Origin of the sequence: Bacillus cereus group sp. Bc061, assembly GCF_027715825.1 — a bacterium.
Classification (GTDB): Bacteria; Bacillota; Bacilli; order Bacillales; family Bacillaceae_G; genus Bacillus_A; species Bacillus_A paranthracis.
On record NZ_JAQFTZ010000011.1, the window covers coordinates 51,822 to 67,544 of the forward strand.

The window sequence follows — 15,723 nt, forward strand, 5'->3', positions numbered from 1 at the left end:
GTCCGTCCGTATGCAAAAAAGATGGGTTTCCCCATCTTCTCATTTCAGCTTCCGTAATCGCAAAGCTTCTTCTCTTGTTTCCATAAATTGATCTAGCACTTTATTACCAATGCGATTAAAGGTAATCACATATAGAGCATCTATCATGTTCAATTGCGTCATTCTTGAAGCAATACTTGCAATGCGATGATCTTGTTCTACATCTGGCATACAAAGACGAATATCCGCCTCTTTATATAACGGTGATGATTGATCAAGCTTTGTAATCGCAATAACTGTTGCACCCTGTCTCTTCGCATATTGCGCCATTTCAAGTACATCTTTCGTACGACCAGATGTTGAAATCGCCACAAATATATCGCCTTCTTTTAAATTCGTCACAAGCGGCAACATCATATGAAAATCAGATAGCATCATTGCAGTAAATCCGAGTCTTGTAAATTTATAAGCCCCGTCCATTGCTGGAGTTGCTGATCCACCTACTCCGTAAAATATAATTTTATCCGCATTTACAATACGATCCGCTGCTTTCTCAAGCTCCTTCTTATCAATAGCCGTAACGCTCGCCTCAATTGCAGCTTTATTCACATACGTAACTTTATTAAACAAGTCGTACGGGCCATCTTCCGTATTCATCACTGAAAAATCATTAATATTATAATCAGCAATCGTTAATTCACGAACGAGCGCGATTTTAAATGCTTTAAAGCTCCCAATCCCAATCGACTTACAAAAACGAACAACACTCGCTTCACTTGCACCTGCATTCGTTGACACTTCTTTCGTCGTTAAGTTCGGAACAATCTCTGCATTCTCCATTATGTACATGGCAACCTTTTTTTCAGCTGGTGAAAATTGATCCATATTACTTTCAATTTTAAATAGTAATGTTGAAGCTTTCACTATTTAACCTCCACTTCTTACGGTTGCGTTCACTTATTTTCTCTTGCTTCAAGAAGGTAAAAACCATCATCGCCAGGAGGATGAAACACATTTACAATGCGATTCCCTTTTTGATAAACAGTTCTTTCCCCTTCTGTCCACTTCTTTTCCCAACCGTTCATCCAAATCGCAACATCAGGTAAAAAAGCAGTATATTTCAGCTTCTGATCGTACTCACCATCTGCTTCTTCCGAGAAAATAGAAACCGGAAAATCTTTCACTTTTGATTCTTTCCATGCAGTAAACGGTGTACATACTGCAATAAGTACGATTACACCGATAACCTTCTCCTTCGTAATCTTCACACTTTCCTCTCCTTGTCATATCACATACATAGATTTTACCATAATTACAAACCTTTCATGCCACATGACTATTGCTTGTTCCAATAAAAAAGAGCTTACCCACATCAGATAAGCTCTTCCTCTCTATACAAAATACTTCTTCAAAAGCGGCGGGGTAATAATCGTTGTCAATATAACAACAATAACAATCGCTGTGAAATTTTCTTTCGCTAATAAATTCGCCGTAAGTCCATTCGCTGCGATGATAAGTGCTACTTCTCCGCGCGATACCATTCCCGCACCAATACTAATAGAAGATTGAAGATTGAATCCTGTTAGTCTTGCTCCTAAACCGGATCCAATTAACTTTGTGAAAATCGCAATAAGCGTCATGATGATAATGAACCAAAGTTGGCTTCCGATACCTTGAAATGTAATTTCCATTCCGATACTTACGAAGAACACCGGTACAAATATTGCATACGCAATCGGTTCAATTTTATGTTCTACTTCGTGCTTATACTCTGTTTGAGAAATGGCAATTCCGGCTGCAAATGCTCCAATAATGCCTGCAATTCCCATCATTTCACTGTAATAAGAAAAAGAGAAGCAAATAATAAGAGCCGCGCTAATTAACGCTTCTGTTACACGAAGCGGCACGAGCATTTTCATAATCCAAGGAACAACTTTCCATGCAATAAAAACAATGCTAACAAAGAAGATAATTTTCTTTACGATAACAAGTGTTATATTCACATCTTGCGTTCCTAAAAAGCTCATAACAAACGCTAATAAAATAACGACGATGACGTCATCAAATACGGCAGCACCTAAAATCGTTGTACTTTCTCTCGTATTCATTTTCCCTAAATCTCTTAGCGTTTGCACTGTAATACTAACTGACGTTGCGCAAAGTAATAATCCTAAAAAAATGGCATGAGATTGTATTAATCCAAACAGCAATCCTGTTACATAACCACCGATGAAAGGAAAAATAATTCCACCAGCTGCTACTGCAAATGACGATTTCAAATTCCGATTTAACTCTTCTAAATCTGTTTCAAGTCCAGCCATAAACATAAGTAGTAAAACACCAATCTCACTCAATTCATCGATTAATTCAGAACTATTTATAATACCAAGTACAGCTGGACCGATAATAATACCGATAATTAATTTACCAAGTACAGAAGGCTGGCCAAGCCTCACGCTAATATCACCAGCTAATTTCGTACAAAGTAAAATGACGACAAGTTCAAAATAAAATAACATAACATCTTCTCCTACTTTAACTTTGATCAGTGGGGCGTTAACCCTCGTCCATTCCTGCAAGTAGTTTCTCCTATTCATCTGCATTTTATTTGTCATATTTTTATTTGACAAAATATTCTGAATTATATTAAGATTAATCCAGCAATTTTAAAAAACTATGCACCATAACTGTACCTCCATTTACTTACATACTCTTTTCTAGTGGGCTCATACTACATTCGCAGTTATGGAAATGAAAAAACGGGGGGAGAGTCCAAAGTGAAGTCATTATTACGAAAAAAAGCGCTTAGTACTGAATCACCAAAGCAGCTAGATAGAACATTAACTGCACTCGATTTAACGTTTTTAGGAATTGGCGCCGTAATTGGGACAGGTATATTTGTATTAACAGGTATTGTTGCAGCGAAACATTCTGGTCCTGGTATTATGCTATCATTTCTTATTGCTGCATTTACTTGTGCTTGTGTAGCCTTTTGTTATGCCGAATTTGCTTCTTCTATTCCTGTCTCAGGAAGTGTGTATACTTACGCATACATGACAGTCGGTGAAGTCGTCGCCTTCATCGTCGGATGGTGTTTAATGCTCGAATATTTACTTGCCGTCGCGGCAGTAGCTGTCGGTTGGTCTGGTTATTTACAATCTTTACTACAAGGGTTTAACGTTCATCTGCCCGCCATAATCGCCTCGGCCCCTGGCGTAGGAAAAGGTGGTCTCATTGATTTACCAGCTGTTTGTATTTTACTCATCATTACTGGCCTTTTAAGTTTTGGTATACGCGAAAGCGCACGCATTAATAATATTATGGTTCTTATTAAATTAGCTGTTATTATCGCCTTTATCGTAGCAGGCGCAAAATATGTAAAGCCTGAAAATTGGACGCCGTTCATTCCATTCGGGTACGACGGTATTATTACTGGAGCTGCTACTGTATTCTTTGCCTTCTTAGGCTTTGATGCAATCGCAACCGCTGCGGAAGAAACGAAAAAACCACAGCGCGATTTACCAATCGGCATTATCGGTTCCCTTCTTATTTGTACTGTTTTATATATGATTGTATCTTTCGTTTTAACAGGTATGGTTCCTTATACACAATTAGATGTTTCTGATCCAGTTGCATTTGCCTTACATTTCGTTGGCGAGGATACAATTGCAGGACTACTCGCTGTTGGAGCGATGACTGGAATGACAACCGTTCTCTTAGTCGTTATGTATGGACAAGTTCGCGTTTCGTATGCGATGAGCCGTGACGGTTTACTTCCAAAAGCGTTAGCACGTGTAAATAAAAGAGTGAAAATCCCTTTATTAAACACGTGGATTACTGGTGTTGTTGCCGCTTTATTAGCAGGACTTTTAGATCTGCACGTATTAGCGAATTTAGTAAACATCGGGACATTAACAGCCTTCACATTCGTTTGCTGCGCAGTACTTATTTTACGAAAAACACACCCTGACTTAAAACGCGGATTCCGCACACCTTTCGTACCTGTACTACCAGTTGTCGCAATTCTTTGCTGCTTATATTTAATGATCAATTTGTCTAAAACGACATGGATTAGCTTTGCCGTTTGGCTTATAGTCGGCTTATGCTTCTATTTCTTCTACTCTAGAAAGCATAGTCACTTAGCTACCGAAAAAACGAATGATGAAAAGAAAAAAGCATAACAAAATAGCTCGCCGTTTTAGCGGCGAGCTATTTTTCTGTACTATTATATTTTTTCGTTAACGATTGTAAAATGAAAAATATGCCGATGCAAGCTGTAAACGATGCCCAATTTCCTATTGGCGTTGCGTATTTCACAATTCCAATACCTACAAGTAATAGGAAAATAATCACCTGATATATGAGCTTCCACTTTTGCATATATTCCCTCCTTTACTTCGTTCCCTTCTTTTTCTTCTTCCATGCATTTAAACTATCAAAGAAGAAATTAATAAATAACGTGCCTAAACCCGCTAATAAAAACGTCATTAAAAATAGAACCCATATACTTTTTTCTTTTAAGAAATAATATCCTACAAGGAGCACAACCGCGATCCATACATATTCAAGAATTCTTTTTAGCTTTTTCTCTTCCAAATTATTCGCTCCTTCATTCTATGCTATTTTTAGTATAACAAAAAAGAAGCCTATCATGATAAGCTTCTTTTCTTCTCTCTTATTTGTTTATGCTTTTTTCAACAAGTGAAATCGTATACTCTAATGTACGATTCATCGTTTCTACCTGTGTATCTTTTACTTTTACATCTTTCACTACAGCTTCGGCCACTGTAATTTTTTGACTCAGTGCTTTCACTGAACCGTCCGTTACATTTGCATCTTGCGCTTTTTTCACTACTGCTTTTGCAGATTCAATATTGATTTGTAATTTTTCTTTCGGTGTTTTCGGTTGTTCTACTACTTTAGATTGTACAAATGTTACATTAGCTGTTTTTAATTCGTTATACGTTTGAACGATTTGCTCTCCCGTACTCCCTACATTTTCAAATGCTTGCTTTGCATTATTATAGCTTTTCTCTAATTCTTGAAATGCTTCCTTTGAATATTGACCTGGCTTATCACCAAATTCATACGTACCAGCTAACACTTCTTTTACTTTTCCAAGCTCTTCATATAACGCGTTCACTTGCTCTAACTTTGTACGGTTAGAAAACTCATTGTACGCCGCTAATACTTCTGAAGAACTTAACGCTTTACTATATAATCTCGCAAGCGCAATTTGTCCGTTCAACGGAATACCACCATTTCCTTTGCTATCAGGGTCAGCTCCAAATGCAAATGGTACGTTCGGATGAGACACTTTCCCTGTAGCTGGTTGGCTATTTACTTTTTTACCATCGACATAAATAGCTACTTCGCTTCCGTTATACGTTCCTGTTAAGTGATATGTTTTGTTTGCTTCTAATTGAACGCCAACGCGTTTATAACTGCCGCCAATGTGAGCCCATAATTCAACATATCCACTTCCTGTAGATTCAAAACCAATTCCGCCACTCTCTGTATTTTGCAAAATACCTTGTCCGCGAATTTCATTCATTGAAAATACAGTTTCTAGCGTGAACGTATTTGCTACTTTTTCTTTTTGTGCTGTTGAAAACGGAAGGTATCCAAATGTATTAGCTTGTCCATTCAATTTCATTACATTTGTTTTTAAAGCTTTATCGTATGCAACAGATACATTTCCTTTCACATCGCCCTTCGTTCCAAACGATGAGTTATCTTTAAATGTACCATCTAAGAAATTCACATCAAAAACATCTGCCTTTGGCACTTTTACATTCGGATCAATATTATCTTTTTTCGTAGTAACTTCTGCCGTTAACGGCTGCGCACTTTCATTACCGAACGAATCGATTGCAACTACTTCAAGCATATATGTTTTTCCACCATCTAATCCTGCAAGCGTAAACGTAAGATCTTTTGGTACTGGATCACGATAAAACTCTGAGAATGCTAACAATTTATTCTTTATTTCGCCCGTTTGCTTATCTCTAGCTTGTACACGATAAGAGTGAACAAGAAGGTTATCCAACGCTTGTGGGAATGTTACTGTTGCCGCATTTTCTGTTACATTTGATACCGAAAGCTTTGCATCCTTAGCAAAGTAAGGTTTTTCTTTATCACGATCTTCTACATGTGTAAAAGTTTCTTTCTTTGCTGGTAATTTAATTTTCCAAGGCTCACCTGTCCAAGAATTTGTATGGAAATCACGACGATTGATCGTTACTTCTTCATCATCTACTTCTACTAATAAACCTTGGCTTAATGTACTAGCTCCTGGCGGGATCGTCCCTTGTACTTTACCACCTTCAACTTCCATATAACTTACTGAAGATGTACCAACTGATGTAAAGTCTTTTTGATGAATCGATCTCGGATCATCTAACGGATAATGTGAATGACCTGAAAACGTAATAACTTGTGGATATTCTTTTAACACCTCGTTAATTTTCGCACTATCTTTTGTTCCCCACTCTTGGCTACCGTATACTGTATCTTTAATATGTTGGTGTAAAAATACGAAAATTGGTTTTTCTGGATCATCTTTTTGTGCCTTTGCCATTTCTTCTTTTAACCAATTAATTTGCTTGTCTGAATAATATCCATGAGTTGTCCCATCTTCCGGAGACATGACAAGGAAATGATACCCTTTTACCACTTTGTGATAGTAAATCGATTCCATTCCTGTTTTTTCTAAGAAACGCTTCTGTGCGCCCTCTACAGATAAACCGTTCCAATAATCATGGTTACCAAGAGAATTCATTCGCACAGCATCTTTATTTGCATTTTCATTATACACTTGCATGAAACGATCATATTGTTGCAGTGATCCTGAATCAGTAAAATCTCCCACAATTACAAACGCATCTTGTTTAGGTGCAAGTGTATTTAGTTGCTCGATTGCTCGTTTCCAACGAAACGTATCATCTGTTCCACTATTCTTAATATGTACATCACTTACAACCGGAAAAACGATCTTCTTCTCACTCGGTGCCTTTTCTTGCTTCTTCTCTTCCGCTTTAACTGATGTACCCCACGGAAATGATACAAATGCTAATACAAAAACCATTAATAATCCAATAAGACCTTTTACTTTGCGTAAAGCTGTTCTTTCCACATGAATCCCCCTCATATAATAAATTAATTACATTGGTTATTGTATCGAACATATATTAACTTAATTTAAACTAAAAATTTATTTTGTTTAAATTTTGTAAATATACAGTCAATTTTATATTAAATGCCACATTTACATAAAACAAGTACTTTTTGTCTAATAGATAACTAACTTTTTCCTATAAAAACTATGAAGAGATATAAGCCTATGAAACTATCACGATTTTATTTTTTTTATCCATTCTTAACACATCGGCCATGCTTCCACATTTAATAGTAGTAAAAGACTACTTAAAAAGGAGGGGGTTGTATTGAAGAATAAAAAAAACATTGGCTGTTTTGCTCCTTTGTCTATCATTTGCCCAGATCCTTGTCCACCTCCCCCTCCTCCAGATCCAGATTGCGAGCGAGTAACAAATGAATTTGCAGGAAATTTCCTTATAACGAATAACAACATTCCCTCCGCCAAAGATGAATCACAATCGATGATACTGTGGCAAAGTGATGGAATGCTGCCTATATCAGGCACTGTCTCGGTTTACAATAGTACTAGCAGCACAGAAGCAATTACCATTGAAATCGTTGGAGCAGTAACCAATATTTTCACTGTGTTTCCTGGTAATACAATATCGTACACAGGAAAAGACTTACAGTCAGTTAATATTGCTAATATCCAACATAACCCTTCACTATATTTAGAAGGCAAGTACTGTTGCCAATTTACATGTTGTTTATAAAATACCAATCTTATTACTTCCTCAATTAAAAAAGCATACCATTTGCGGTATGCTTTTTTATGAAATCGGATAACGTACTGTAATACAAAACTCACCTTGATTAACAGTTGTTCCTGTTGTAGTAATTCGAACAGTCGTAAAATATCGTACAGTGAAAGTACCACTACTTTGTGGTTGTACGGTAATTGTATCAATTACTGTAGCACCTACTAAAAAATCAACTGTAATTGGAGCCGCACCTACATCATATTTCACGTAACCTGAACCATATACTTCTTGCGTGATATTATTTGTATATACAATTTGAGTACCAGCACCTGTAATAGACCAGTCTGTACATACTTGATCTTGTACAAGCGTTTTATTAGAACAACAAGACAAACTGGAACTTCTCATTCCCATTTTAATCCTCTCCTATTCTGCTATGAAAGTGGATAACGTGTTGTAATACAAAATTCTCCCTGATACGTTCCAGCAGGTGTTGCAGGTAACACAACTTGTATAATGTCAAAACGCCGATACGTAAACCCGATACTCGTTCCTGGGTTTAATGTTTGTGTATCTATTACAGTACCAGCAGAATCAAGCGCCTCTACAGTAATTGGTCCTGGTCCAACATCATATTTAACAAAACCAGTCCCCACTACGTTTTGGTTAATATTATTTGTATAGAGAACATTATCAATTGCTGTTGCAACTACAGTAGCAGACCACGGACTACACACTTTATCTTGTACATAATTTTTATCTGGACAACAAGTTAATGCTGCCCCTGAGCACTCACAAGACATAGTTGTTTCCCCTCTCTCTTTTATATTCCCTATATGTGTATGTCCTTCAGAGTCTTTTGCCTGTACTATTCATCTATTTTCAAAAAATATACAAATATCAATGACTAGATAGATTCCGTGCTGTTCCTTTTTTTCATAAATTTATAGGTTAATATACCACCGACAACGATAACGACGACTAGTAATATCGGTAGCATATATTGCCCCACAACATCCGCCGCTTTTTCCCAATGCGGACCTAATTTCATTCCAAAATAGACATATAAAGTTGTTAACGGGAACATTGCTACAAATGTATATATACTAAATTTCCATATGTTCATTTTCGCCATACCACATGGAACAGAAATAAGCGTTCGAACGCCAGGTACAAAGCGTCCAACAAATGCTACAACTGGTCCATATTTCTCAAAGAAATCATCTGCTTTTTGGATTTGTTCTTCTTTAATAAAGAAGTATTTCCCGTACTTTATTAATAGAGGACGACCACCGTAATAACCGAGTGCGTATAACGTTAACGGTCCTGTCGTTCCGCCAAGCGTTCCAGCTAATACAGCTAGCCAAAAATTCATATCACCCTCGTACACCCAATATCCAACCATAGGCAAAACAACTTCTGCGGGAATAAATTCAAACGTTAAAGCCAATACAACTCCAAAATAAGAAAACTGCTTTAAAAACTCAATTATATCTAAAATAATTTGCTCCATATTTTAACTCCTATCCTACATTTACGTTATGCTTTTCTTGTAATTGAACTGGCGCCATTTTTACAATTCGGTTCAAAATAAATAACACAATCCCAATATCATCTAAAATACCGATGAACGGTAAGAAGTCTGGAATTAAATCGAACGGCATCGCTACATAACCAACTAAAAAAGCAATGGATAAGATTTTCTTCTTTATTGAAACCTCTTTTGAAGTAAAAAAGTCAAATAGGAATGGAACAAATCGGCGAACATGAAATACAACTCTTAATCTACTAATAAGTTTTTTCATTTTTATTTCTCCTCTCTTTGTATACAAAAAGGCCCCTACCAAATATGGTAAGGGTCCTAAAAAAGACAATAAGGGGCCTTTACCATTGCTGGTAAAGGTCTCACTAACAACGAAACGTTGCCAATAAAGCCGAGGGTTTCTCCCTGTAATGACGACTTTACTGTAATAAGTTACTCCCCTTTATATACACAATTTTATACAATCACATTAAAATATTTTAGAGGGCTTGTCAATATCTTTTATATTCCAATCCCTTCTGTAAAAAACAAAAAACGTATAGGAAATTTCTTACTATCTCATAATATACATAATCATTTTTGAATGAAAGGAGAGATTTCATTTGCATACCGTATGGAAAGGTGCACTTTCACTTGGACTATTAAATATAGGAATTAAACTATATAGCGCCGTAGAAGAAAACGACATAAAATTTTTAAGTCTCCATAAAGAATGCTTAACACCTATTAAATATAAAAAATTCGCTCCCGATTGTGCGGATGAAGAAGTCGATGATAAAGATATTGTAAAAGCCTATGAATACGCCCCCCATAAATACATTATTATGGATGAAAAAGAATTATCTGCGTTGCAAAAAGCTCACGAACCACGATCTATTCGTATTATATCTTTTATCCAAAATAACGAAATTGATTCTGTTCTCTATGATCGTTCTTATTTTATAGGCCCTACTCCAGGACACGAAAAATCATATCTATTATTAAAAGAAGCCCTTGAGCGTACAAATAAACTTGGTCTTATCCATATTTCCATTAGAAAAAAACAACATTTAGCTATTATCCGTAACTTTGAAGATGGACTTATGTTGCAAACTATTCACTACCCTAATGAAATTCGCGATATAACAAATACACCTAACTTACCAAGTAATGAAAATTATCCTATCCAAAAACAAGAACTCACCGCAGCAATCAACTTAATTCACCACCTTACAAATCCTTTTGAACAAGAAATGTATACAGATGAGTATAAAGAAGCCCTTACCGAATTAATCGAAGAGAAAATTGAACAACAGGAAAAAACGGAAACAATCTCTCCTGCTCCAAACATCATCAATATTATGGAGACATTACAAGCAAGTATTGAACAAGCAAAAATAAAAAGAGACAATAAAACAGAAAAAGAGGCCAAATAAAATTGACCTCTTTTTCTTTAAAGCGGATTACATTTCGGCATTTCAAGTCCAGATGATTGAGCTAATTTTAATAAATAATAACATTCCTCTCTTGCCATATGATCTGCCATTCTCGCTGATAATACACTTAATACTTCATTCGACAACTCGAGTTCTTCCACTTCATGTAAAAAATGTGAAAATAATTTTAATTCAAGTGAAACATCTTTTGTAAACTTCTTTAATGCAGGAAAATGATGAAGCTCTGTTCTTAAATACCCCGTCATTTCAACTGCCTTCAAATAAAACCGTTCAAAGTGCTTCTCGAATTCTTCACTTTTCTCTTTTAATCTTTTTTCAACAAGATCTAACCCACCAGAAATAGAGCCTGCATGACCAGCTGCATCTGTTAACCAAACGAGATGATAATGAAGTTCATGAAAAACAGGTGGAATTTCCCCCTTCTTCAAAAACTCTAAAACTGTTATATACTCTTCCACTTCGTTTACCATATGATTAATAAAAGTCGGCGTAAAATGAATTGTAATTTTCCCTTCCAACTGTTTCTGTATAATATTTAATTTAAACGTCCGGATCTCCTTAGCTGCTTGTTCTGCCTCTTTGGAAAATGCCACAAGATTCACATTACGAACTTTATTTAACAGATTCGTAAATGTTTCAACAAAATAAGTAGCTTTCTTTATATCTTCTTTTTCCTTTGGAGCTAACGCATCAAGTAAAAACTGCGCATGATCAGTAAGTACCTTTAGCCAAAATTGATGCTCAAACAACGCACTTTCTTCATAATTTCTCTCCACCAAATCCCCTCCGTCTATTCATCCTTCTCTACCACTTGAAGTTTATATCCATCTGGGTCTTGTACTACAATACTCCTCGCGCATTCATTTTCTGTATATAAAATTTCATAAAACGCTAGCTTCTTTTTCAATTTCTCTATGTCAGAAATCGTAAATGTTAAATCCTCACATGAATCTGTAACACTTTTTTCCTGCCCACCTAACATGCGATTCATAACAAAACTAATTCTCGTTGAATCGGCATCATACCAAACCCCCGTTACATCTAATTGTGGTCTTTCTAAACTAGGTTTAATTCCTAAAATCCCTTCGTAAAAATATAACGTTTCCTTTAAGTTTTTCACTTCCAATACAATGAATTGTTTCACAGTCTCCACATTCATTCCCCCCGTACCTATTACTTTTTTATATGTGTCATAAATGCTCATTATGTCTGAATACAATACGTAGTAATGAACATGTAAGGAGGTTTATTCGTGAATAAATATATGAGATCATTCGTGCCCTATCATAGTCCTCAAGATCCTTGCCCTCCTATCGGAAAAAAATATTACTCTACTCCTCCTAATTTATTTTTAGGCTTTCAACCGCCAAACTTACCACAATTCACGCCAAAAGAAGCGCTACAAAAAGGGACTTTATGGCCTGTTTTTTATGACTATTATGAAAATCCTTATAAAAAAGGGCGGTGACTACTGACGTGACTCAATCGCTACCAGAAGAATATTATGAGCTGTTACTGGAGCTTCAAGAACTAGACTTTGTACTAGTCGAACTCACTCTTTATTTAGATACACATCCAGATGACACTGCCGCGATTAATCAATTTAATGACTTTTCCTATAAACGAAGAGTATTAAAACAAAAGATGGAAGAAAAATACGGGCCACTCCAACAGTTTGGAAACAGCTATTCTAATGCCCCTTGGGAATGGAGCAAAGGTCCTTGGCCATGGCAAATATAAAGGAGAGAAACTATGTGGATTTATGAAAAAAAATTACAATACCCTGTTAAAGTAGGAACTTGCAATCCCGCACTTGCAAAATTATTAATTGAACAATACGGCGGTGCAGATGGAGAATTAGCTGCTGCACTCCGTTACTTAAATCAACGTTATACAATTCCTGACAAAGTCATTGGCCTACTTACTGATATTGGTACAGAAGAATTTGCTCACCTTGAAATGATTGCTACAATGGTTTATAAGCTGACGAAAGATGCGACTCCTGAACAAATGAAAGCTGCTGGTCTTGACCCTCATTACGCTGATCATGATAGTGCACTCCACTACCATAACGCTGCCGGTGTTCCATTTACTGCAACCTATATACAAGCTAAAGGTGATCCAATTGCCGACCTATACGAGGATATTGCGGCTGAAGAAAAAGCACGCGCAACATATCAATGGCTTATTAACTTATCAGATGATCCAGATATAAATGACAGCCTACGCTTCTTACGTGAACGAGAAATCGTCCATTCACAACGTTTCCGAGAAGCGGTTGAAATTTTAAAAGAAGAACGTGATAAAAAAATATTTTTTTAAAACACGTATCCTAGTGATATGTGTTTTTTTACGCTATAAGTTAAATCCTTCCTATTAAACATATAAATAGTATATTTATTCGATTTAATGCATTATTTTTTAATTTTTTCAAAATTCCCTATTGCTTTCTAGTCATCAGACCTTTAAAATAATAACAGTTACTCGACAAATTGTTTGAATTTTCGACAAAAACACTCATTAGGAGGATTTTCTTTATATGCGTACAACTTTAAAACCAGCGCAAATACTTTCGATTAGTTTATTACTATTCGCAGTTTTCTTCGGTGCTGGTAATATGATTTTCCCGCCCCTTCTTGGCCTTTCTTCCGGAGAAAATATGTGGATTTCCATTACAGGATTTATTATTACAGACGTCGGTTTATCTTTACTAGCTATCGTCGCTGTTGCCCTTGCCGGTGGTAGTTTTAACACTTTAGCAAGCCGTGTTCACCCAAAATTCGCAGCAATATTTGCTATCATTATTTATCTTTCAATCGGCCCACTATTTGTTATTCCACGAACTGGATCTGTATCTTACGAAATTGGGATTGCACCACTTTTCCCAGACCAATGGTACTCTATGTTAGTTTTTAGTGCGATTTTCTTTACAGTCGTCTACTTCTTATCATTAAATCCATCAAAATTAGTAGATCATATCGGAAAAATATTAACACCAATTTTACTTGGAATTATTGCGATTATGGCAACAAAAGCAATTCTTTCACCAGGAACGTTTGCAGAACCTGTTGGTGACTATAAAGAAATTCCGTTTTTCAAAGGATTTCTTGAAGGATTTTTAACGTTAGATGCAATCGGTGCACTCGTACTATCAACAATTGTTGTAAATGCAATTCGCCAAAACGGTATACAAGAGAAGAAATCTATCGCCAAATATACAATTATTTGCGGAAGCATTGCAGCTCTATTTTTAACAATTGTGTACTTCTTACTCGGTTATATCGGGGCTTCAAACGGCAACTTAGGACAATTCGAGAACGGTGGTCAACTATTAGCGACTGTTATGTACCACTTCTTTGGGACAAGCGGTAATGTTTTATTAAGTATCGCCATTATCTTTGCTTGTTTAACGACAGCAATCGGTGTTGTAAGTGCATTTTCCAACTATTTCGCAACAGTACTAACAAATGTTTCTTACAAAAGGCTCGTACTATACGTTTGTATTTTCAGCTTCGTGATTTCAAACTTAGGTTTAAGTTTATTAATCAAAATTACATTACCTGTATTAATTATTTTATATCCAATTACGATTATTTTAATTTTCGTATCATTTATAGATAAATATACGAAACGTAAACCTTCTGTCTACATCGGGGCAATGATCGCAGCATTCCTTATTAGTTGTATTCATGCACTTGATAATGTGGGAATGATACCAAGTTTTATCGCTAATATCGTACACACGATTCCTTTTTATAACTTAGGAATCGGTTGGATCGTTCCGGCAATAATTGGTGGTATAATCGGATACTTTATTCCGCAAACAGAAGCTGAAGGCGAAGTTTCTACAAAATAAAGTAAAGAAGCAAGCATGAGATACATGCTTGCTTCTTTTTATTTTCACATCGTATGCTTAAAAGTAAATAACTCTTCTTTCGACTGCACAACAGATTGTTCCTCTTCTACAACACCCTTCTTTAGCTCTCCTCCCAACCTTACTTTCATCATCGCCTCTTCGATACTTTTTACAATCATATTTCCTGAAAAAATAGTAAGTCCAAAAAATGTAATCGGAACGAGAGGGATCCACGGATTCACTGTTAATGACCTAAAGTATACTCCAATTAAACCTGACCATTCATGCGTATAAGATTCCACCTCTTTTATTTGTCCACCAAACATTACAGTCCCACCAAAGAACACTTCAAGTAATCCTAAGTGCAGTAAAATAGTAAGAGTCTGCGTAAACTGCTGAAGAAATACGAGTATAAACGTCATATAGAGGTGCGGAAAAAGATGTTTTATAACAATATGTCTTCTCGATCCACCTAATATGCGTGCGGCATCAACAAATTCTTCCGTTCGCAATTTACGAACTTCCTTCGCAACATACAGTGCAATAACTGGCATTACAAGCAGTACAAGTAATACCACTTGAAACGAAGCCCTTTCAAAAAAGGTTGTTGTCTCCTCTCCGCTTCCAAATGTATTTGCAGATTGAAGAAAAAAATACGCAATCATAACTGTCGGAATAACTGTAAAACTATCAAAGAAAGCCTCAATTTTTGAAAATTCTCTTTTTATATACGTTCCGAGTACGACACCGAAAAACACACCTATTACCATTCTAAGTGCCGCAATTAAAATAGATATACCAATCGTCCACTTCGCGCCCTCAATGACTAAATGTAACAGGTCATACCCTTTCCGGTCTGTCCCGAGTAAAAATTGTAATGAAGGTGGAAACGGTGGCACTTGTGGATTTTCATCCGCATCATATTGCAATGTAACTTGTCTAATATGTCCATCATTCCATAACGTATTTCCGATGCTCAAAAGAACTAATAGGAGAAGAAACCCAATACTTATCCAAAATCTTTTATCACGTTTTATATACGTCCACATA

The 15,723-nt window shown here is 36.2% G+C and carries 20 protein-coding genes; 7 read left to right on the forward strand and 13 right to left on the reverse strand.

What is annotated here, in order from left to right; all coding sequences use genetic code 11:
* Positions 1 to 39 precede the first annotated feature (39 nt).
* The 3 genes from PDQ40_RS23880 to PDQ40_RS23890 all read right to left on the reverse strand — a co-directional run bounded on the left by PDQ40_RS23880 (position 40) and on the right by PDQ40_RS23890 (position 2,576).
* Entirely contained in the window at positions 40 to 903 is an 864-nt protein-coding gene (locus PDQ40_RS23880) for a MurR/RpiR family transcriptional regulator (protein ID WP_000648163.1), read from the reverse strand.
* A gap of 29 nt (positions 904 to 932) precedes the next feature.
* A complete protein-coding gene (locus PDQ40_RS23885) occupies positions 933 to 1,247 on the reverse strand; it encodes a hypothetical protein (protein ID WP_061536179.1) in 315 nt (104 codons plus the stop codon).
* A 123-nt stretch (positions 1,248 to 1,370) separates the two neighbouring features.
* Positions 1,371 to 2,576, reverse strand: a complete 1,206-nt coding sequence (locus PDQ40_RS23890) for a cation:proton antiporter (protein ID WP_117611429.1) — start codon at positions 2,574 to 2,576, stop codon at positions 1,371 to 1,373.
* A 180-nt stretch (positions 2,577 to 2,756) separates the two neighbouring features.
* On the opposite strand from PDQ40_RS23890, the gene PDQ40_RS23895 reads away from it, so the two are divergent.
* Positions 2,757 to 4,160, forward strand: coding sequence for an amino acid permease (locus tag PDQ40_RS23895; protein ID WP_000838718.1), 1,404 nt, complete (start codon positions 2,757 to 2,759; stop codon positions 4,158 to 4,160).
* Between the two features lie 28 nt (positions 4,161 to 4,188).
* On the opposite strand, the gene PDQ40_RS23900 is transcribed toward PDQ40_RS23895, so the two are convergent.
* The 3 genes from PDQ40_RS23900 to PDQ40_RS23910 all read right to left on the reverse strand — a co-directional run bounded on the left by PDQ40_RS23900 (position 4,189) and on the right by PDQ40_RS23910 (position 7,114).
* Positions 4,189 to 4,359, reverse strand: coding sequence for a hypothetical protein (locus tag PDQ40_RS23900; RefSeq protein ID WP_001174836.1), 171 nt, complete (start codon positions 4,357 to 4,359; stop codon positions 4,189 to 4,191).
* 12 nt (positions 4,360 to 4,371) lie between these two features.
* Positions 4,372 to 4,575 carry a hypothetical protein gene (locus PDQ40_RS23905; protein WP_000391504.1) on the reverse strand — a complete coding sequence of 68 codons (204 nt, stop codon included), beginning with the start codon at positions 4,573 to 4,575 and terminating at the stop codon, positions 4,372 to 4,374.
* Between the two features lie 79 nt (positions 4,576 to 4,654).
* Positions 4,655 to 7,114 (reverse strand): LamG-like jellyroll fold domain-containing protein, encoded by a 2,460-nt coding sequence (locus PDQ40_RS23910; protein WP_270691695.1) that lies wholly within the window; start codon positions 7,112 to 7,114, stop codon positions 4,655 to 4,657.
* Between the two features lie 310 nt (positions 7,115 to 7,424).
* On the opposite strand from PDQ40_RS23910, the gene PDQ40_RS23915 reads away from it, so the two are divergent.
* The gene (locus tag PDQ40_RS23915) at positions 7,425 to 7,850 is read left to right on the forward strand and encodes an S-Ena type endospore appendage (RefSeq protein WP_000791313.1); all 426 of its coding nucleotides are present in this window, start codon (positions 7,425 to 7,427) and stop codon (positions 7,848 to 7,850) included.
* A gap of 57 nt (positions 7,851 to 7,907) precedes the next feature.
* On the opposite strand, the gene PDQ40_RS23920 is transcribed toward PDQ40_RS23915, so the two are convergent.
* The 4 genes from PDQ40_RS23920 to PDQ40_RS23935 all read right to left on the reverse strand — a co-directional run bounded on the left by PDQ40_RS23920 (position 7,908) and on the right by PDQ40_RS23935 (position 9,643).
* On the reverse strand, positions 7,908 to 8,252 hold the full coding sequence (locus tag PDQ40_RS23920) for a DUF3992 domain-containing protein (RefSeq protein WP_000525809.1): 345 nt from the start codon (positions 8,250 to 8,252) through the stop codon (positions 7,908 to 7,910).
* A 20-nt stretch (positions 8,253 to 8,272) separates the two neighbouring features.
* The gene (locus tag PDQ40_RS23925; protein ID WP_001277529.1) at positions 8,273 to 8,641 is read right to left on the reverse strand and encodes a DUF3992 domain-containing protein; all 369 of its coding nucleotides are present in this window, start codon (positions 8,639 to 8,641) and stop codon (positions 8,273 to 8,275) included.
* A 104-nt stretch (positions 8,642 to 8,745) separates the two neighbouring features.
* On the reverse strand, positions 8,746 to 9,351 hold the full coding sequence (locus PDQ40_RS23930; protein WP_000435022.1) for a DedA family protein: 606 nt from the start codon (positions 9,349 to 9,351) through the stop codon (positions 8,746 to 8,748).
* A gap of 10 nt (positions 9,352 to 9,361) precedes the next feature.
* The gene (locus tag PDQ40_RS23935) at positions 9,362 to 9,643 is read right to left on the reverse strand and encodes a YkvA family protein (RefSeq protein ID WP_000733841.1); all 282 of its coding nucleotides are present in this window, start codon (positions 9,641 to 9,643) and stop codon (positions 9,362 to 9,364) included.
* Positions 9,644 to 9,983: 340 nt separating this feature from the next.
* On the opposite strand from PDQ40_RS23935, the gene ku reads away from it, so the two are divergent.
* Positions 9,984 to 10,796, forward strand: a complete 813-nt coding sequence (ku, locus tag PDQ40_RS23940; RefSeq protein WP_000557722.1) for a non-homologous end joining protein Ku — start codon at positions 9,984 to 9,986, stop codon at positions 10,794 to 10,796.
* Between the two features lie 17 nt (positions 10,797 to 10,813).
* Here ku and PDQ40_RS23945 read toward each other — a convergent pair whose 3' ends face one another.
* Entirely contained in the window at positions 10,814 to 11,593 is a 780-nt protein-coding gene (locus PDQ40_RS23945; RefSeq protein ID WP_076855656.1) for a DUF2935 domain-containing protein, read from the reverse strand.
* A 14-nt stretch (positions 11,594 to 11,607) separates the two neighbouring features.
* The gene (locus PDQ40_RS23950) at positions 11,608 to 12,021 is read right to left on the reverse strand and encodes a VOC family protein (protein WP_001996766.1); all 414 of its coding nucleotides are present in this window, start codon (positions 12,019 to 12,021) and stop codon (positions 11,608 to 11,610) included.
* 48 nt (positions 12,022 to 12,069) lie between these two features.
* Between PDQ40_RS23950 and PDQ40_RS23955 the strand changes: the two genes are divergently transcribed.
* The 4 genes from PDQ40_RS23955 to brnQ2 all read left to right on the forward strand — a co-directional run bounded on the left by PDQ40_RS23955 (position 12,070) and on the right by brnQ2 (position 14,673).
* Complete coding sequence (locus tag PDQ40_RS23955; protein WP_001046260.1) at positions 12,070 to 12,285, forward strand: spore coat associated protein CotJA; 216 nt, start codon at positions 12,070 to 12,072, stop codon at positions 12,283 to 12,285.
* A gap of 8 nt (positions 12,286 to 12,293) precedes the next feature.
* Positions 12,294 to 12,557: a spore coat protein CotJB gene (locus PDQ40_RS23960; RefSeq protein WP_000194490.1), complete on the forward strand. Its 264-nt coding sequence runs from the start codon at positions 12,294 to 12,296 to the stop codon at positions 12,555 to 12,557.
* A gap of 12 nt (positions 12,558 to 12,569) precedes the next feature.
* Positions 12,570 to 13,139: a spore coat protein CotJC gene (gene cotJC / locus PDQ40_RS23965; protein WP_000265273.1), complete on the forward strand. Its 570-nt coding sequence runs from the start codon at positions 12,570 to 12,572 to the stop codon at positions 13,137 to 13,139.
* A 217-nt stretch (positions 13,140 to 13,356) separates the two neighbouring features.
* A complete protein-coding gene (gene brnQ2, locus PDQ40_RS23970) occupies positions 13,357 to 14,673 on the forward strand; it encodes a branched-chain amino acid transport system II carrier protein BrnQ2 (RefSeq protein ID WP_061536183.1) in 1,317 nt (438 codons plus the stop codon).
* A gap of 44 nt (positions 14,674 to 14,717) precedes the next feature.
* Here the strand turns inward: brnQ2 and PDQ40_RS23975 are convergent, their stop codons facing one another.
* Positions 14,718 to 15,722 carry an ABC transporter permease gene (locus PDQ40_RS23975; protein ID WP_270691696.1) on the reverse strand — a complete coding sequence of 335 codons (1,005 nt, stop codon included), beginning with the start codon at positions 15,720 to 15,722 and terminating at the stop codon, positions 14,718 to 14,720.
* Position 15,723 lies beyond the last annotated feature (1 nt).